This window comes from Arcobacter acticola, assembly GCF_013177675.1.
Lineage (GTDB): Bacteria > Campylobacterota > Campylobacteria > Campylobacterales > Arcobacteraceae > Aliarcobacter > Aliarcobacter acticola.
The window spans coordinates 2,842,630-2,860,263 of the sequence record NZ_CP042652.1; the positions used below are offsets into that span (position 1 = coordinate 2,842,630).

The window sequence follows — 17,634 nt, forward strand, 5'->3', positions numbered from 1 at the left end:
ATAACCCCTTAAAGTACTGATAAAACTAAGGCAAATACTAATCCGAAGATTAGTCCAACTGCCATTAGTCTCAGTGATGATGATAAATTACCAGTTTGAATTGGTCTTATTCCTACACCTAATTTATTAATAAAGTGCGCAAGACCATCAATTGATGCATCAATTAATTTAGTTTCTACAACTTTCCACATCCATACAGATATTGCATAATATGGTTTAGAAATAAAGTTTTCATAAAACTTTGGAATAAAATATTGATTACTTAATAATTTATAAATTCCTGTAGTTTCCCAATTTTTGCTAAATCCACTATTTCTATATTTGTAAACTGCAACTGCAATACCGAATATAGCAACTGCACTTGTAATTAAAATTAAAATCCAAGCTGTTGAATGATTAAGATTTGAAGCTTTCCATGTTGGAAGAATTTTAGTTACAAACTCAACAAATGAATGTTCAAACCATCCAGCAATTACCGCTAAAATAGCAAGTGGAATCATTGCTGCGATTACAAAGTTTTTAGCTTCATGTGGATGATGTTCTTCATTTGAATAATTTTGTTCTCCAAAGAATATTTTCATAACAAGTCTAAATGAATAAAATGCAGTTAAACCAGCAGTTACCCATAAAACACCCCATAATACTAATGCATCAGCATTAAATGCAGCTTCTAGTATTTTATCTTTTGAGAAGAATCCAGCAAGTGGGAAAATACCAGCAAGTGCAAGAGAAGCCACTGCCATAATAATAGATGTTGACTTCATTTTTTTATGAAGACCACCCATTTTTCTGATATCTAACTCATCATCCATAGCATGCATTACATTTCCAGCACCTAAGAATAATACTGATTTGAAAAATGCATGAGTTGCAAGGTGAAATAATGCAACCCAATAAGCTCCAAGACCAGCTGCTACAAACATATATCCAAGTTGTGATAATGTTGAGTATGCAATAATTCTTTTCATATCATTATTTACTAAAGCCATTGAAGCAGCAAATATAGCTACAAATGCTCCAAGAGCTGCAATTGCATATCCAACTTCAGGAACTAAAGTATAAAGTTCATTTGATCTAATTACTAAATAAACCCCAGCTGTTACCATTGTTGCTGCGTGAATTAATGCTGAAACCGGTGTTGGTCCTTCCATTGCATCTGCAAGCCATGTATGAAGTGGGAATTGAGCTGATTTACCCATCGCTCCTAGGAATAATAAAGCTGCTATCCAAACAAGTGTAGAATTTTCTAAAGTTGAAACTTGAGCAAATACGATATCGTATTGTAAACTTCCAATATTCCAGTAAATTAAAAACATTCCAAGAAGTAAACCTAAGTCCCCAACTCTGTTCATAATAAAAGCTTCGTTTGCAGCCCAAGTTGCTGATTCTTTGTGATACCAAAAACCAATTAACAACCATGAACAAACTCCAACACCTTCCCATCCAATAAATAAAACAGCAAAGTTATCACTCATTACTAAAACAAGCATAGAAAATACGAATGCTGATAGGTATGAGAAATATCTATTAAAACCTTTGTCATGTTCCATATATCCAATAGAATGCACATGCACCATAGTAGAAACAACAGTTACAACTGTCATCATTACAACACTTACATGGTCAACTACAAATCCAAAAGGAATATTTAAATTTCCAATTACAATCCAATCAAATAAAGTTATTTGTAAAATTGTATCTGTAGTATAAATAAAATGTAAAAGATTTAAAGATGCATACATTGAAACAGCCAACATAAAAGATGTAAACCATCCTGTAAATGCTGTTTTTGGCTGAGTTGAAAATAAAGCAGCAATTAGTGAACCTACAAGTGGTGCAAAAAGTGCTATATATATAAATTTTTCCATTATTACCCTTTCATCCCAGCTATATCATCTAAATTAATAGAACCTGTTCTTTTATACCAAAGAATCAAAAGTCCAAGTCCAATAGCAACTTCACTTGCTGCAACTGCAATAATAAAGAAAGCAAAAATTTGACCTGATAAGTCTCCATGAAATTTTGAAATTGCTGCTAATCCCACATTTACAGCATTAAGCATAATTTCAGTTGAGAAAAAAAGCATTAAAACATTTTTTCTTTTTATTACACCTATTAATCCTATGCAAAATAGAATTGTAGATAATATTAAATAAGCATTAAGTGTCATTTATTATCCTTTTTAGCAGTATCAAGTTTGATTTTTTCATCAATTTCATCTTCTTTCATTTCAGAATATGAAATATCCATTTTTTTACCAGCTAAAACAATTCCACCAATCATTGCAACTAAAAGCATAATAGCTGCTACTTCAAATGGAACCAAATATTTAGTAAATAAAATTAATCCAACATCAACTGAATTTCCATAAGCTGGATGAACAGGATTACTAGCTTCAACACCTTCACCAATAATTGGAGCTATTAAAACAATAACAACAATTAAAGCTACCATTCCTGATAATAAAAATACAAGTCTTGGATTTTTTACTTTTTCTTTTACTTCTGAAAGTGAATCAAAAAACATCATTCCAAAAGCGTATAAAGACATAACAGCACCTGTATAAACTACAATTTGAACAGCACCTAGAAAATCTGCTTCTAATAAAAAGAAAAAAGCAGAGATAAAAATCATTCCAGCTGCAAGTGAACTTAATGCATATAAAGCATTATTAGTTAAAACGGTAATACTAAACATACTAATAGTTAAAACAGAAAATATAATAAAAGCTACAATTTCAAACATTCAATCTCCTTAGTATGATAATGGTGTTTTTTTGATTTTTTTATCTGCATCTGGTGACACCGAACCATATCCATCATATTCCAATTGAGCACCAAGACCATTAGCACTTGTTAAAATATCTTCTTTAAGTGAGAAGTGCGCTCTTTGTTCACTTGAGTTTTCATATCTTCCACCATGAACGATGGCAAGTTCTGGACAAACTTCAGCACAATATCCACAGAAAATACATCTTCCCATATTAATTGTATATTCCATAACTTCTTTTCTAGAATTTTCATCAATTCTAGTTTCCATTCGGATACAATTTGCAATACAGATTTTTTCACAAAGTCCACAACCAATACATCTCTCTTCACCTGACTCTAAAAGCCTAAGAAGTTTATGTACAGCTCTATATCTAGGCCCTATTGGTAACTTTTCTTTTGGATATTGAACTGTTGCCATTTCACCTTTGAAAAGTGCTCTATACATTATTCCAAAAGTGATTTTTAATCCAACAAAAAGTTCACCTTTTACAGATCTAGTTGCTACTTGTTTAAAAGTTTCCCAATTAGTTTTTGGGTAATTATCCTCTTGAACTGTAATATAATCTTCACTTATATTTCTATTTTTAAATTGATTTAGTTCCATAATTACCTCCTAAAACATCATCACAAAACCAGTAACTAAAACATTTAGTACTGCAAGTGGCATTAAAATTTTCCAACATAACCACATTAATTGATCTGGTCTAATATGTGGCCAAGAAGCTCTTGTCCATAAGAAAACAAAAATCAAAAACATAACTTTTAATACAATTGCAAATCCACCTGGAATAAACCATAATGGATTAAATCCACCTAAGAATATAAGTGCAATTAAAAATGAAATTGTAAAAAGGTTCGCGTATTCTCCGATAAAGAACATACCCCATCTCATACCTGAATACTCAGTTGCATAACCAGCAACTAATTCAGCTTCATGCTCTAAAAGGTCAAAAGGAGTTCTATTTGTTTCAGCAAATCCAGCAATTGTAAACAATAAAAAAGCCAATGGTTGAGACCAAATAATCCAATCACCAAATCCACCTGATTGATAGTTATTAATATCAATTAAAGATAAAGATCCAACCATCATTAATGGAGCTAAAAGTGAAAGACCTGAAACAACTTCATATGATAAAAGTTGAATTGCAGTTCTCGCACCTCCAAGAAGCGCCCATTTATTAGCAGAACTCATACCACCAAGTAATGGACCATAAAGTCCAACAGCCCCAACAGACATAACAAATAAAACACCCACATTAATATCAGAAATAATTGGTCTAACCGTATATCCAAACATCTCAAATTCTGGGAAAAAAGGAACTGCACTCATAGCTATAAATGCAGTTGCAGCCGTAATAAGAGGAGCTATCATAAAGATTGGTTTATTTGCATTTGCAGGAATAAAATCCTCTTTTGTAAATAGTTTAATACCATCTGCTGCTATTTGTAATAATCCATAAGGCCCAACATTTGTGGGTCCTAGTCTTCTTTGCATAAATGCTAAGATTTTTCTTTCAATATATGTTGTAAATCCAGCAAGTGCTGAAAACACAGCTAAAACAATTACAACTTTAACAATAGTTTCTATTATAATACTTGTTTCCATACTATACCTTTGCTACTTTTGCTTTATTAAATCTATAAACATTAAATAAGCTATTTGATAAAGAATTTTTCATAAATGTTGAAACATAAGCTATATTTCCAGCTATTTGAACATCAACATAGGCATTTAATTCTAAGCTTTGATTATTAGCATTTACTTTTACTTTATCACCATTTTGTAATTCAAGTTTTTCAAAAGCTGCTTTTGAAAAGAAAATTCCATCTTGAAGTTTTTCTTTAAATTCATGTGCAATTGCTGTGAACTCATTAAACTGATTAATTGGGTTTGCTTTATAAATAAGAATTTCATCATCATTTAATGTAATTTTTTCAATACTTATTTCTTTTACATCATTTTGAGTAGATATTGATGTTTCTATTAAATCATAACCTCTATACTCAACTTGATCATTTCCAAATTTATTTGGTAAATCATCAAATCCTATTGCTTTATAACCTTTATTAACAGGAAGTTTTGGTGTATATTCTATTGTATATTCAATATCATCATTTAAAACTTCATTTGCAACTTCGTTTAAAGTATAACCTTTAAAAGCAAGTGCTGCATTTGTAGGAATTACTTTTTTATCAATATTTGTAAAAGTTCCCTCTTGTTGATTTAGCGCTGGAATATCTAAATTTCCATCACCTAAAGCTGATAATTCAAAATCAGCTTTTACGTTATAACCAACACTAAATCCATCTACTTCATTTGAAAGTGTACAAATTTGAGATACACCTAAAGTATTTGTTTGAGATGGAATAATTACAACATTAAAATCAGTACATCTATCTATTAATCCACAAAGTTTCGCTAAATTTTCACTATTTGGATGAGTTATTAAATCCTCTCCAACAATTAAAGAGAATGTATCTTTTTTAGCAAGCATATCATTTAATAAATCTAAGAAACTCTCATCTTTTCCAAAATCAGCTAATAAAGAGATGTATTCATAAGAAACTTCTTTTGAAACATTTTTAGAAACAACTTTTTTAAGCTCTTTTTCTTCACCTGTTGCTTCATCAACTACAATCTCTACAACATTTTCTTTTACAACTTCTGTAAGAGTTTTTGTTCTTGTTTCTTTTAATGAATCAATATAGCTTTGAATTTCTGCTGGTAAGTCTTTTGCAAACTTATATAAAATAAAGTATAAAATTGATTCTTCAACCATAGCATCATGGTAGATAAATTCAGTTGTTTTACCTTTTTTACCAATTTTTTCCATAACAGGATCAGCTACAGGATGAAAATATAAACCAGCACCTTTATTCATAATTACTGAGTTATTAAATGCATATCTAGCATTTGGTAAATCTGATTTTAAATATGATCCCACAGAAATTACAAAGTTTGAATTATGAACTTCTGATAGTTTTGATGAATATAGAGATTTACCTGAAGTTTTACTATAGTTTATCAAGAATTCTTGGTATCTTTTTGCATCTTCATTTACAAGTTTAACGCCTGTGAAATCAGCAATTTTTTGTAAAATTAAAGCCTCTTCATTTGTAATAAATGAGTTAAATTTAATATTTTTAGCTTTTTTAAATGCTTCAATAGCTTCTTTAAAAGCTTTTGTATCTTTTGATTCAACTTTGTTTTCAAAATCATAAGCAAATCTTCCTGAACCATTTACAGTTGAGTAATGAGGCTCATTTGTTACCCTATAGATTTTTTTAGTTGCATGTTTATCAATTGATTCGTGTTTAATTTCATAATACATAAAAGCACAATCAGATGAGTGAGGATTAGCAGCTGGTATTTTTTTAAGCTCCCAAGCATTTGAAGTATATTGGAAATCATGTGAAACTAAAGCTCCAACAGGACATGCTGCAATACATTCACCACAGTTTGTACAGGCATCTGCATCATAACCAATAAGTGATTTATTTAGTTTGTTCCACATTGCGTATGCATCTTTTGGCATTTCATCTTTAAATGTTTTTTCAATTGCATCGCTTGGTCTTTTTACAGTACTTAATGCATTTGATCCAACCATATCTTGACATACAGTTACACATCTTTCACATACGATACAAAGCGCTGGGTCATAATTCATAACTCCCCAGTGTTGTGTTGGTCTGTGAATATCTTTTATACTATAGCTTTGAGAATCAACTTTCATATATAAAGAGTAGTTTTGTAATTCACATTCACCACTTTGGTCACAAACACCACATTGTAATGGATGATTTACATCGTAAACTTCCATTATTGCACGTCTTTCTTTTTCTATGTTTTCAGTAACAGTAGAAATCTGCATATCAGGTTTTACTTTTGTATTACATCCATATACTTGTTTTCCATCAGCCTCAACTAAACATAATCTACATGCAAGTGTTGGTGAACATCTTGTCAAATAACAAACAGCAGGAACAAATACGTCATTTGCACGAGCTACATTTAATATTGACTCACCCTCTTTTGCTTCAACAGTTTTACCATCAATTGTTAGTGTAATCATATCACTCATTATGCTTCAACCTTTTCAATCTTTACTTGTTTATATCTATATCCATTAAAAACATCATCAATGTTTTTAACTTTTAAAATGGCAATTGTTCCATTTAATGTTTCATCAACTTTTAAAGTTCTTTTTATTTTTTCATCTTTAGAATTTATATAAATTTCATCACCATTTGCAACTTTTGCAATATTTGCAAATGTTTTACTAGCTATTAATTCATCATTTTGATTTTCATCAATAAGTTTATAAACCAAAGTTCCATTAAAAGATTTTAATTCTTCAATCTCTTCTAAATCAAAATTTGTACATGAATTTATTTTCTTTTCTAAATCTTCATTTAGAACTATTAATTCAAAATTTGTGTATTTTTTAATAAGAGCTAATAATTTAATTATGTTTTCTATTCTTTTGTGCTCTAATAAATCATCACCGATTATCAATAGTTTATTATTTGCTTCTAAATAATTTTCATATGCTTCTTCAAACTCTTCTTCTCCAGCTGAACTTTCAGCAGAAATATAACCTAAATCTAAATCATCAATAAATTTTCTAGTTTTATCATCACACTCTTTTACAAAAGTATCTAATAATAAAGCACAAATACCCTCTTCACTTCCAACTTCATATTTTATAAACTGTGTGTAATAAAGCTTCATATTAATATTATCAATTGGGTGTATATATGTAAATTTTGCATTAGTTTTAGCAATAGATTCAATAATACTATTTGTTACTTCTTCCCTATTATCTGCAAGCATTGAACCAAGAGATATTATAAAATCACTTTTAGAAATAAGCTCTTTTCTATTCATCACCTTTTTCCTCTTCTTTTTGCTCAACTATTTTAGGTTCTGGCTTAATTTTTTTTACTACCAGCGTCCAATCAACTTCAGTAAATTTAATAGAATTCATAAGTGTATAACCAGCTTCATATATAACATCTGCAGATTTTTGAATATTATCAAAATCTCCAATTTCAAAAATAATAATTGCTACTTCTTCTGCTGCAATTTGTTTATCCATTAACTCCAACATTCTGTCATAGAAGTCATTTTTTAAATATCTTAAATCAAATCTTTTCATAACTTCCCCTTACCGATCTATTTCGCCAAATACAATGTTTAAGTTACCTATTACTGTAACAACATCGGCTAATTGTAATCCTACTAATAACTCTTCTAAAATAGCAGTATGTTGGAAACTAGGAGTTCTAATTTTCATTCTATATGCATATGGACTTCCATCACTTACAACAAAATATCCTAACTCACCTTTTGGTGATTCAGTTGCAACATAAACTTCTCCAACAGGTGGTCTCATACCTTGAGTTACAAGAACAAAATGTTGCATTAAAGAGTAGTTTTGAGTCATGATTTGCTCTTTTGGAGCTGAAATGTAATTTGGTGAATGAGCCATTAATTGAGATTCAGACTCTTTATACATAGGAACTAATTGTTTTAATATTTTTGAAGATTCTTTCATCTCTTGTATACAAATTTTATATCTTCCATAACAGTCATTTGTATATGAAATTGGAACATCAAAATCAAGTTCAGGATAAAGACCATAAGGCATCTCTTTTCTTAAATCCCATTTAATTCCAGCCCCTCTTAATACAATTCCAGAACAGCCCCAATCTTTTGCCATTTGTGCAGTTATAACTCCAACATTTTCAAGTCTCATTTTCCAGATTCTATTTTCTGTTAGAAGTCCTTCATATGTTTTAAGTTCTTGTTCTAAAACATCTAAAAAACTCATACAGTCATCAATCCAGTTTGAAGGTAAGTCAAGTGGAACTCCACCAATTCTTACAGCACTATGAGTAAGTCTAGCTCCACAATAGTCTTCTATTAAGTCCATTGCGTATTCTCTTTCTCTAAAGCAATATAAGAACATAGACATAGCTCCAACATCAAGTGCATGAGTTGCAAGCCAGAAAAGGTGTGAAGTAATTCTATTTAACTCTAAAAGCATAGTTCTAATAACTTCTGCTCGTCTTGGAGCTTCGATTCCTAGAAGTTTTTCAATTGCTAGGGCATAACCATAGTTATTTGAAGTAGCAGCAATATAATCCATTCTATCTGTTGTTGGTAAGAATTCATTATAAATCATATTCTCAGCCATTTTTTCCATACCTCTATGAAGGTATCCAATCATTGGTCTTGATTTTACAACTTCTTCACCTTGAAGTTCTAAGATAAGTCTTAGCTGACCGTGAGCAGATGGATGCTGTGGACCGAAGTTCACCATCATAGTATTATCATCACGCTCAAAGTGAATATTTTCAAAAAAAGGTTTTAGTCTATTTGGTTGTTGCATATTTTCTACCTTCTTCTTTTTAAAACAACTGATTCTTCAGGTTTTAATTTTTTCATAATTTTTGATGTGTTTTCTTCTTGGTAAGAAATACCCGTTTCTGGTTCAAATTGAGAAATATCTGTATCAAATGGAACTTCATGTCCAAGTCTTGCAAATCTTGTTGTGTCATATCTATCAATTGCTGCTGGATCTCTTTGTTCAGGGCCTATTATATCTCTAGCTTCCTTTCCAAAGATTTTATCAACTTCATACCATGAAGCTGCTTCATCACCTTGCAGTGGATATGTTTTTTTAAGTGGATGATCATACCAATCATCTGGCATTATCAATCTTTTTAGATTAAAGTGATTAGATACTTTTACACCTAACATATCATACATTTCTCTCTCACTCCAATTTGCTGATGAGAAAAAAGAAGTTAATGAAGGTATTTCTTCATCTTTTTGTAAGAAACATTTAATTCTTAGTCTTTTGTGTTTTGATAGTGATAAAAATTCATAAAAAATTTCATATCCATCACGTGCAGCTAAATAATCAATTGCTGATAATTCCATTAACATGTCATACTCTAATTTTTCTTTTAGAAGTTTTACACATGAAATTAAGAAACTTTTATCAATAATAATTACTAAGTGAGTATGTTCAATATAAGCTTTTTGAACATTAATACTATAGTTGATTTCTTCAAAATCTTTTGCAAAGATTTCATCTGAATCTATTGGAAATCGTGGAACGGGAGGAGATACGAAAAATCTATCTGAAAAATAAGCTTGTCTTTGAACATTATCTTTTGGAGTATATTTTCTCATTACACTAACCTCTTTTTCTTAATAGCTCTAAAAATTGATTCTTTTCTGATTTTTTGCTGAAGTGTCATAAGTGCATATTGTAGTGTTTCCGGTCTTGGTGCACAGCCTGGAAGATAAATATCAACAGGGATAATTCTATCTGCACCTTGAACAGTTGCATATGTGTTAAACATTCCACCTGTATTTGCACATGATCCCATTGAAATAACCCATTTAGGATCTGGCATTTGATCATATAATCTTCTCATGAATTCAGCATGTTTTTTTGTTAAAGTTCCTGCGATTATTAAAACATCTGATTGTCTAGGACTTGCTCTAAAAATTGTTCCAAATCTATCGAAATCATATCTAGAAGCTCCTGTTGCCATCATTTCAATAGCACAACATGCTAATCCGTAAGTCATTGGCCATAATGAATTAGAACGACCAAAATTAACTAATTTATCAATAGTTGTTAGTTTAATTGCCGTTGCATTATCTTGTAAATAATTTATTTTATGCTGTGCCACTCAAGTGCTCCTTTTTTCCATGCGTATAAAAAGCCTATTGCTAAAATAGTAAAGAATAGTATCATCTCAACAAAACCAAACCATCCAAGAAGTTTAAAGTTAATTGCCCAAGGGAACATAAATATAATCTCTACATCAAATAAAATAAACAATAAGGCAGTTAAATAAAATTGCGTTGATATTGTGTTTGGTTGTTTTGTAACTTCTGGCCCACACTCATAAAGTGTTGTTTTTAATTTTTCTGTGTCAAGTCTTGCAATTTTTCTACTTACATATCTTGCTAGCCATACGGTTGCACCAAAAGCACCAAATGTTACAATAAACATAACAAATGCACCAAAATAGGGATGTGCAAATTCCATGTGTGTCATTTAATCTATCCTTTTAAAGCTAAAAGTTTTAATCTACAAATACAATACTAAATTTGTGATAAATAGCCACTTATATAATAATTATGAATAATATTGTAACCTAATAAAAATAAGCTTATACTTTAATGTTTTTCTAAGGATAAAAGCTAAATTGGTACAAAAAGAAACATTAAATCTATAGTAAAATTTTTATAATAAAAAAGTATAATTTATTAATTTCTTAAAATATTATTAATTATAATGATTAATTATACTTTTTAAAGATGAGATATTTGTGATATTTTTTAAATAACATTTTCGTTAAGTAAGTTTAGAAAAAACCTACTTTATTTTCACTGTCAAATTGACCTTTTTGCTCTTTTGTAATTTGCTCTTTGAAATTTTCAACTTTAAAAATTGGCTCATCGCTAACAGCTATTTTATAAGCTGTATTTTTAATTACAAGCTCTATTTGTCCACCCGTTAGTTCATATTTAGCTAACTCTTCAATATCAAAGTCTTTTTCTAAAGGAAGAGATGATGGAATTAATTTTTTCCATAAATCCAATCTTTGAGCTTTATTTGGTTTTACAAATTCAATTTTATAATTAAATCTTCTAGAAAATGCCTTATCAAGATTTTCAAGTAAATTTGTTGTTGCAATTAATATTCCATCGAATCTTTCAATCTGTTCTAAAAAGATATTTTGCATTTGATTATGCATCTTATCACTACTACTTACTCCTCCAGAAGCTCGTGCGCTTAAAAACTGATCTGCTTCATTTAGTAACAATACAGGTTCTGATTTTGTTTGAGTTCTAAGTTCATAGTATTTATCAAAAATACTTCTTACATTTTTTTCACTTTCACCTATATACATAGATAAAATTTTTGAACAATCAAAACTTAATACCTCTTTTTTAAGAGATCTAGCAAGTGCAAGGGCTGTTAATGTTTTACCAGTTCCTGCAACACCATAAAAGATTATTTTAGCTTCTATTCCTCTTTTTTTATCTTTAATTCCCCATTGTTTAAGTCTATTAATAACAGTTTTATCAACTTGTTTTAACAATGAATCTAAAGTTTCTTTTGTTTTTTCATTTAAAACTACGTCATCTAAAGATTTTGTTGTTGAGATTAACTCAAACATCTCTTGCTCTTTTATAACTGTATCAAGTTTTATTTTTCCTACATTTGTAGATTTTTTTGTTGGATGTGAAATTTTATATAATACCTCATCAGGAATATAAAAATTTCTATTAATTCCTCCAAATGGAGTTAAAACTTCATCATAATCAATCAATGATTTTGAAACTAAAGTTGAGCTTTCTTCTAATAGACTTCTGTATTTGATTTTTTCATAATCATCGCTTGAAATTAATTCAATCAAAGAGTTCATATCTCTTAAGCTTCCATCTCCACCTGAATACTCTTCTTTTAATAGAGCTAAAAACAATGTTTGTTCTTGTTCGTCTAAATCATTATCTTTGAAGAAATCCACAAGCATAATTGCGTTATTTGTAACTTTGATTCTCTCTTTAATTCTATTTTCCAATAAAATTAATTTTGATTTTAATCTATTTGAACTTGGACTATTTACATCAAAGTTTTTTCTTACTACATTTAACTGCTGTGCTAAATCTATTCTAAAAAATTGATCTTGTAAATATTCTAAATGATCAGAGTAATTCTTAATCTCAGGAAGGATGAAATCATTGCTTCCATTTTCAAGCATTTTTAAATATGCACTTGAAAGAGAGATACTTGAATTGATAAGTTCAAGTTTTGATACTTCACTAAGTTTAACTTGATCAAATGATACTTGAACAATCCAACCAAACTCTAAAAGTGATTTAATCAAATCGAGTTTTTCTAAATGTTTATAAGTTTTTAAATCATAAAACTCACCTAATACGTCAATAACACCTAAAGTATCTCTACCATTTACATACTCTTTAGACATATATTGTAAAATTTTTGCTTCTTCAACAGAACATTTTAATTGTGTATAGAATGTAGTTGATTCTACATTTTGTGCTTTTATAAAGTTTATAACTTCTTTCATTCTATTTCTATAATCCTATTTATTTAATTTGTTTTCTAGATTTTTGAAAAATGGATCTAAGATTTCTTTTTCTTTAAATTCAATTTTAAAATCACTATTTATTACTATATTCAGTTTATCTACTCTTAAATCTTTTATATCTTTGTAGTTTATACTTCTTGAATTTTTATTAATATCAATTGTAAAACTATTTTCTATTTCAGTGAAATAATCATCGCATAATGCCTTATATGAGCCTTTTGAATACACTATATCTTGACAGTTATTATTTTGAAGATATTGTTTTATTTCGTTTAAGTTAGATTGATTATGTAGATTTAATGCAATTATAATTAATGCAATAAATAAAAATAGTCCTATAAAAATCATTTAAACTCCCAGTAAAAATAATATAATACTGCAATAAGTCTTAACTACTTATGAATAAAAAACCTGATAGAATAAGCAAAATTACTTGAGTAAATAAAAAGGATTCCAATGTTTAAACTTGTTACTTCTTCTTTTACAGCAATAACACTTTCAATATTTTTATTAAATGGTTGTGTTGACCATAGTGAAGCTTTGAAAGTATTACCTAATGAACTAGCAATAGCAGATCAATGTAAAAACACAAATGCAAAATATGAAATGGATTGTTATGATTTAATTTCATATAAAAACTCTTTTGCACAATTAAGACTTGGATTAAATGCGCAACTTAGCGGAAATTATAATGAGGCACTACAACGATATTTATATGCAAAAGAAAAAGGGAACTTTTATGTTAACTCTTTGTTAGCAGAACTATATAATAATGGCTTTGGTGTTGAGAAAAATGAAGAAACCGTTATTAAATTATTAGAAGAAGTAAAAGATGTTGATCCAATAGCAGCATACAAACTATCTTATAACTATTTAGCAAAACAAGATTATAAAAAAGCCGTTAAGCTTTTAACTTATGCTGCTGAAAATAACGTAAAACCTGCACAATCTGAACTATCAAAAATTTATAGCAATTCAGAGATTATAGATACAGATTTAGAAAAAAGCATCTATTGGAATGACTTATACCAAGACAAATCTGATAGTTTTATGAAAAGAATATATGGAAAATAAATGATAAGAAAAATACTACTACCTACTGCTGTACTTTTTATGTTTACAGCTTGTTCTATGAAAATGCCGACATTCTCTATGCCATCGTTTTCAATGCCTTCTTTTTTTGATTCTGAGGATAAAGATTTACTTAGTTTAAAAGAGGCAAATCTTTGTCAAGAAATTGAAAGTTTAGATTCAAAACTTACATGTTATAAAAAAATAGTAGATAAGAACTCTTATGCTCAACTTAGAATGGGTACATATTATGCTGATAAAAAAGAGTATAAAGATGCAGTTAAATATCTAGAGCAAGCAAAAAGCAATGATAATATTTACGCAAATCTTGCCTTAGCCTTTTTATATTATAAAGGTGATGGAGTTAAAAAAGATATAGATAAGTCTTTTGAATTACTAAAAGAATCAAGTAATATTGATCCAAATGCAGCTTATCAATTAGCAAGATTTTATCTTCAAGGTATAAATACTAAAATAGATAATCAAAAAGGAGTAGAATTAATAAATTTTGCTGCTTCAAAAGGTGTATCTACAGCTCAAAAGATGTTAATAAATATTCATAGAGAAGGTTCGTTTGAACAACCTCGTGATCAAAAGAAAGTTGAATATTGGGAAAACATAGTAAAACAAAACAAAGAAGATACTACATTTAAAGTTTATAAACTTTAATCTACAAACTAAAACAATACTACTTTTTTTCTAGTCCATAGAAAAAAAGTTCTATTGTGTCATTAATGATATTTTTTGTATCATATTTCTCTATTAAATAACTCTCAATAAAACCATCTGATAATTTTTTAAACAGCGTAGATAGATGCTTATAATTGATGTTTTTATTTGGATAAAGTTGTTTAAACTGTCTTATTAAAAATTCATATATTTCATCAACTATTGGATGATTTGAAATATCTAACTTATGGAAAAAATATGGATCAGTTGTATTATCATCAATTTGAATAAATATCTCATATTTACAAGATAAATATAATTCAAGATTTTCTTTTGGATTGTTTGTCTCTTTAGATTTTAGAGTATCTAGAAAGTTTTGAAGTTTTGAAATAAGATATTCTAAATATAAATTTTCTTTTGAAGTAAATAGATTATAGATTGTTCCAACAGATATTTCCAACTCCTTTGCTAAATGTGATATTTTAAAACTTTTATACCCATATCTATCAAAATATTCAGTTGCTGCTTTTAAATACAAATCTTTTTTTACTTTAATTAATTCTTCATTTATTTTATTCTTCATTTATATCCATAATTTTTTTATGATTATAATTTAATTAATATTAAAAACAAAATTGAACTATAAATAATAAATTGAACTTAATTCATTATTAAGTTTATTTGATTTAAAATCTATTTTACATTGAAACTTAGGATTCACATGAATTTCAACCCACAAATAAAATTAAAACTTTTAAGAGATTTTAAAACTGACGCATTATTAATCTATATAAAAACAGTAATTGAAGAACTTCTAGAAAACATAAAAAAAGGAAGTTATAAAATTGATTTAGGAAATGATGAGTTTAATTTAGAGATTGAAGAAAATATCAAAATATTAAACTCTCATCTTAGTAAGACAATTATAAATGCTTATGAATTAAAAGCATTTATGTCTTATAGTCAAATAAAAACAAAAAATAGCAAACTTCTTCCAAATGATGAAGCCTTAGTTTTTTATTATAATTCAATAGTAAAACAAATAGAAACAAGTCTTCAAGAAGGTGATATCTGGATTCCTGAACAAATAATATTATCACTTCTTAGTGAATGGATTTTAGAAGAGAACAAATCACTTACTTTATACCCATTTTTAAATGATATTGATTATTTAAAATTACTTAGTCATTATGAAAATGCTCGAAATAATGAAAAGAAGAACTCTTTACGTGAAAATGTAATAGAAATGTACAAAATTTCATCATCAATGATAAAAAGGCTTAAAAATTCAAAATATAGAGTAGATACTTCAAGAAAGTCTAAAAAGAGAAATAAATGAAAAGCAATATTCTATCTGGTTTAACAGTTGGTATTGTTGCACTTCCATTATCTATGGCATTAGCAATTGCAACAGGAGTTCCACCTCAACTTGGACTGTATACTGCAATAATTGCAGGTTTTTTTGCAAGTATTTTTGGTAGTAGTAAAATAAATATTTCAGGTCCAACTGCTGCTTTTGTGGTTATTTTAATTCCTATTGTTCAAGAGTTTGGTGTTTCTGGACTTCTAATTTGTGGTTTATTATCTGGAATTATTCTTATATTAATAGGAGTTTTAAAACTAGGTACTATAATAGAACTTATTCCTTATCCTGTAACAGTAGGGTTTACTTCTGGAATTGCAGTTGTTATTGCAACTTTTCAAATAAAAGATTTCTTCGGTCTTACAATAGAAAATTTTAGTGGTTCTTATATAGATAAAATTATTATACTATTTAACTCTTTTCATACTTTTGATACAGCAGAATTATTAACAGGTTTATTCACTCTTTTTTTATTGGTTTTATGGCAAAAAACTAAAAGTAAAATACCCTCTGCGCTTATCGCACTTAGTTTTGCAACAGTAATTGTAACTTTTTTAAATATGAATATTCCTTCTCTTAATATTTCAACAATTGCATCTACTTTTTCTTATGAAATAGGAGAATTAAAAGGAAATGGAATTCCCCCTATTCCTTTACAATTTACTTTGCCATGGAGTTATTTAAATACTGATGATATTAATTTAGATTTATTTTACAAACTACTTCCACATAGTATTGCTATTGCAATCTTAGGAGCTTTAGAATCTTTATTATGTGCTGTAATTAGTGATGGTATGACTGGAAATAAAACCAATCCAAATAAAGAGCTGATTGGCCAAGGAATTACAAATATAATTGTTCCTTTTTTCGGAGGAATTCCTGCAACTGCTGCAATTGCTAGAACTGTTGTAAATATAAAATCAGGAGGAACTTCAAAAGTATCTTCGATTGTTCATTCTTTGTTTATTTTAGTTTCAATTATATTTTTATCTTCATATTTATCATATTTACCAATGGCTTCACTTTCTGCTTTACTTTTTGTAGTTGCTTGGAATATGTCAGAGGTAAAACACTTCATAAATATAATAAAAGTGGCGCCTAAAGATGATGTTTATGTTCTTTTGGCTTGTTTTTCTTTAACTGTTTTATTTGATATGCAAATTGCAGTTGCCATTGGTATTGGATTAGCTTCAGTTTTATTTATAAAAAGAACCATTGATTTATATTCAATTGAACTTATAAATACAAAAACATCTGCTATTCACCCAAATATCCCTGAAAATATTTCTATTTATGATATAAATGGTCCAATGTTTTTTGGAGCTGCTCAAAATGCTTTGAAAACTTTGCTAAATGCAAATGAAGATACAGATGTGGTGATTTTAAATATGCAAAATGTAACTATGATTGATATGACTGCAATGGTTGCTCTTAAATCAATCGTAGATAATTTTAAAAGAAAAAATAAAAAGCTTATTTTTTCTGGTTTAAATGCAAGAATTGTAAAAAAATTAACTAAAGCAAAATTTGAATTTGATGATATAAATTTAAAAACTTTTGATAATTTAGAAGATTCAATAAACTACTCAAAAACTGTAATATAAAAATAAA

The 17,634-nt window shown here is 28.5% G+C and carries 19 protein-coding genes; 4 read left to right on the plus strand and 15 right to left on the minus strand.

The annotated features are described in order from the left end of the window. Positions 1-8 precede the first annotated feature (8 nt). The 14 genes from nuoL to AACT_RS14585 all read right to left on the minus strand — a co-directional run bounded on the left by nuoL (position 9) and on the right by AACT_RS14585 (position 13,268). Positions 9-1,868, minus strand: a complete 1,860-nt coding sequence (nuoL, locus tag AACT_RS14520) for an NADH-quinone oxidoreductase subunit L (protein WP_172128086.1) — start codon at positions 1,866-1,868, stop codon at positions 9-11. 2 nt (positions 1,869-1,870) lie between these two features. Continuing rightward, entirely contained in the window at positions 1,871-2,170 is a 300-nt protein-coding gene (gene nuoK, locus AACT_RS14525) for an NADH-quinone oxidoreductase subunit NuoK (RefSeq protein ID WP_172128088.1), read from the minus strand. Beyond that, positions 2,167-2,745: an NADH-quinone oxidoreductase subunit J gene (locus AACT_RS14530; protein WP_172128090.1), complete on the minus strand. Its 579-nt coding sequence runs from the start codon at positions 2,743-2,745 to the stop codon at positions 2,167-2,169. Before AACT_RS14530 ends, nuoK begins: the two co-directional genes overlap by 4 nt. Before the next feature lie 9 nt (positions 2,746-2,754). Beyond that, complete coding sequence (nuoI, locus tag AACT_RS14535) at positions 2,755-3,375, minus strand: NADH-quinone oxidoreductase subunit NuoI (protein ID WP_172128092.1); 621 nt, start codon at positions 3,373-3,375, stop codon at positions 2,755-2,757. A 9-nt stretch (positions 3,376-3,384) separates the two neighbouring features. Further along, positions 3,385-4,377, minus strand: a complete 993-nt coding sequence (nuoH, locus tag AACT_RS14540) for an NADH-quinone oxidoreductase subunit NuoH (RefSeq protein ID WP_172128094.1) — start codon at positions 4,375-4,377, stop codon at positions 3,385-3,387. A 1-nt stretch (position 4,378) separates the two neighbouring features. After that, positions 4,379-6,853 (minus strand): NADH-quinone oxidoreductase subunit G, encoded by a 2,475-nt coding sequence (locus AACT_RS14545; RefSeq protein WP_172128096.1) that lies wholly within the window; start codon positions 6,851-6,853, stop codon positions 4,379-4,381. Further along, entirely contained in the window at positions 6,853-7,659 is an 807-nt protein-coding gene (locus AACT_RS14550; RefSeq protein ID WP_172128098.1) for a hypothetical protein, read from the minus strand. Before AACT_RS14550 ends, AACT_RS14545 begins: the two co-directional genes overlap by 1 nt. Continuing rightward, positions 7,652-7,930, minus strand: a complete 279-nt coding sequence (locus AACT_RS14555) for an NADH-ubiquinone oxidoreductase subunit E family protein (protein ID WP_172128100.1) — start codon at positions 7,928-7,930, stop codon at positions 7,652-7,654. The genes AACT_RS14550 and AACT_RS14555 overlap by 8 nt, the downstream gene beginning before the upstream one ends. A 9-nt stretch (positions 7,931-7,939) precedes the next feature. Further along, positions 7,940-9,166, minus strand: a complete 1,227-nt coding sequence (nuoD, locus tag AACT_RS14560; protein ID WP_172128102.1) for an NADH dehydrogenase (quinone) subunit D — start codon at positions 9,164-9,166, stop codon at positions 7,940-7,942. A gap of 5 nt (positions 9,167-9,171) precedes the next feature. Continuing rightward, positions 9,172-9,975: an NADH-quinone oxidoreductase subunit C gene (locus tag AACT_RS14565; protein ID WP_172128104.1), complete on the minus strand. Its 804-nt coding sequence runs from the start codon at positions 9,973-9,975 to the stop codon at positions 9,172-9,174. Continuing rightward, positions 9,975-10,484: a NuoB/complex I 20 kDa subunit family protein gene (locus AACT_RS14570; RefSeq protein ID WP_172128106.1), complete on the minus strand. Its 510-nt coding sequence runs from the start codon at positions 10,482-10,484 to the stop codon at positions 9,975-9,977. The genes AACT_RS14565 and AACT_RS14570 overlap by 1 nt, the downstream gene beginning before the upstream one ends. Continuing rightward, positions 10,466-10,855, minus strand: a complete 390-nt coding sequence (locus tag AACT_RS14575; protein WP_172128108.1) for an NAD(P)H-quinone oxidoreductase subunit 3 — start codon at positions 10,853-10,855, stop codon at positions 10,466-10,468. The genes AACT_RS14570 and AACT_RS14575 overlap by 19 nt, the downstream gene beginning before the upstream one ends. Before the next feature lie 310 nt (positions 10,856-11,165). Next, the gene (locus tag AACT_RS14580) at positions 11,166-12,899 is read right to left on the minus strand and encodes an ATP-binding protein (RefSeq protein WP_172128110.1); all 1,734 of its coding nucleotides are present in this window, start codon (positions 12,897-12,899) and stop codon (positions 11,166-11,168) included. Between the two features lie 15 nt (positions 12,900-12,914). Next, positions 12,915-13,268: a hypothetical protein gene (locus tag AACT_RS14585; RefSeq protein ID WP_172128112.1), complete on the minus strand. Its 354-nt coding sequence runs from the start codon at positions 13,266-13,268 to the stop codon at positions 12,915-12,917. A 108-nt stretch (positions 13,269-13,376) separates the two neighbouring features. Here AACT_RS14585 and AACT_RS14590 point away from each other — a divergent pair, with 108 nt between their 5' ends. Together AACT_RS14590 and AACT_RS14595 are read left to right on the plus strand one after the other, a co-directional pair. Next, on the plus strand, positions 13,377-13,994 hold the full coding sequence (locus AACT_RS14590) for a tetratricopeptide repeat protein (RefSeq protein WP_172128114.1): 618 nt from the start codon (positions 13,377-13,379) through the stop codon (positions 13,992-13,994). Continuing rightward, complete coding sequence (locus AACT_RS14595) at positions 13,995-14,660, plus strand: tetratricopeptide repeat protein (protein ID WP_172128116.1); 666 nt, start codon at positions 13,995-13,997, stop codon at positions 14,658-14,660. Between the two features lie 19 nt (positions 14,661-14,679). On the opposite strand, the gene AACT_RS14600 is transcribed toward AACT_RS14595, so the two are convergent. Beyond that, positions 14,680-15,243 (minus strand): TetR/AcrR family transcriptional regulator, encoded by a 564-nt coding sequence (locus AACT_RS14600; protein ID WP_172128118.1) that lies wholly within the window; start codon positions 15,241-15,243, stop codon positions 14,680-14,682. A 138-nt stretch (positions 15,244-15,381) separates the two neighbouring features. Between AACT_RS14600 and AACT_RS14605 the strand changes: the two genes are divergently transcribed. Next, the gene (locus tag AACT_RS14605; RefSeq protein WP_172128120.1) at positions 15,382-15,999 is read left to right on the plus strand and encodes a hypothetical protein; all 618 of its coding nucleotides are present in this window, start codon (positions 15,382-15,384) and stop codon (positions 15,997-15,999) included. Continuing rightward, a complete protein-coding gene (gene dauA, locus AACT_RS14610) occupies positions 15,996-17,627 on the plus strand; it encodes a C4-dicarboxylic acid transporter DauA (protein WP_172128122.1) in 1,632 nt (543 codons plus the stop codon). Before AACT_RS14605 ends, dauA begins: the two co-directional genes overlap by 4 nt. The last annotated feature ends 7 nt before the right edge of the window (positions 17,628-17,634 follow it).

Coding starts and splice junctions, on each gene's coding strand:
- nuoL (WP_172128086.1), bottom strand. CDS start 1,868: ATGGAAAAATTTATATATATAGCACTTTTTGCACCACTTGTAGGTTCA.
- AACT_RS14575 (WP_172128108.1), bottom strand. CDS start 10,855: ATGACACACATGGAATTTGCACATCCCTATTTTGGTGCATTTGTTATG.
- AACT_RS14580 (WP_172128110.1), bottom strand. CDS start 12,899: ATGAAAGAAGTTATAAACTTTATAAAAGCACAAAATGTAGAATCAACT.
- AACT_RS14605 (WP_172128120.1), top strand. CDS start 15,382: ATGAATTTCAACCCACAAATAAAATTAAAACTTTTAAGAGATTTTAAA.
- AACT_RS14550 (WP_172128098.1), bottom strand. CDS start 7,659: ATGAATAGAAAAGAGCTTATTTCTAAAAGTGATTTTATAATATCTCTT.
- nuoH (WP_172128094.1), bottom strand. CDS start 4,377: ATGGAAACAAGTATTATAATAGAAACTATTGTTAAAGTTGTAATTGTT.
- nuoK (WP_172128088.1), bottom strand. CDS start 2,170: ATGACACTTAATGCTTATTTAATATTATCTACAATTCTATTTTGCATA.
- AACT_RS14555 (WP_172128100.1), bottom strand. CDS start 7,930: ATGAAAAGATTTGATTTAAGATATTTAAAAAATGACTTCTATGACAGA.
- AACT_RS14530 (WP_172128090.1), bottom strand. CDS start 2,745: ATGTTTGAAATTGTAGCTTTTATTATATTTTCTGTTTTAACTATTAGT.
- AACT_RS14600 (WP_172128118.1), bottom strand. CDS start 15,243: ATGAAGAATAAAATAAATGAAGAATTAATTAAAGTAAAAAAAGATTTG.
- AACT_RS14590 (WP_172128114.1), top strand. CDS start 13,377: ATGTTTAAACTTGTTACTTCTTCTTTTACAGCAATAACACTTTCAATA.
- nuoI (WP_172128092.1), bottom strand. CDS start 3,375: ATGGAACTAAATCAATTTAAAAATAGAAATATAAGTGAAGATTATATT.
- AACT_RS14565 (WP_172128104.1), bottom strand. CDS start 9,975: ATGAGAAAATATACTCCAAAAGATAATGTTCAAAGACAAGCTTATTTT.
- AACT_RS14595 (WP_172128116.1), top strand. CDS start 13,995: ATGATAAGAAAAATACTACTACCTACTGCTGTACTTTTTATGTTTACA.
- AACT_RS14585 (WP_172128112.1), bottom strand. CDS start 13,268: ATGATTTTTATAGGACTATTTTTATTTATTGCATTAATTATAATTGCA.
- dauA (WP_172128122.1), top strand. CDS start 15,996: ATGAAAAGCAATATTCTATCTGGTTTAACAGTTGGTATTGTTGCACTT.
- nuoD (WP_172128102.1), bottom strand. CDS start 9,166: ATGCAACAACCAAATAGACTAAAACCTTTTTTTGAAAATATTCACTTT.
- AACT_RS14545 (WP_172128096.1), bottom strand. CDS start 6,853: ATGAGTGATATGATTACACTAACAATTGATGGTAAAACTGTTGAAGCA.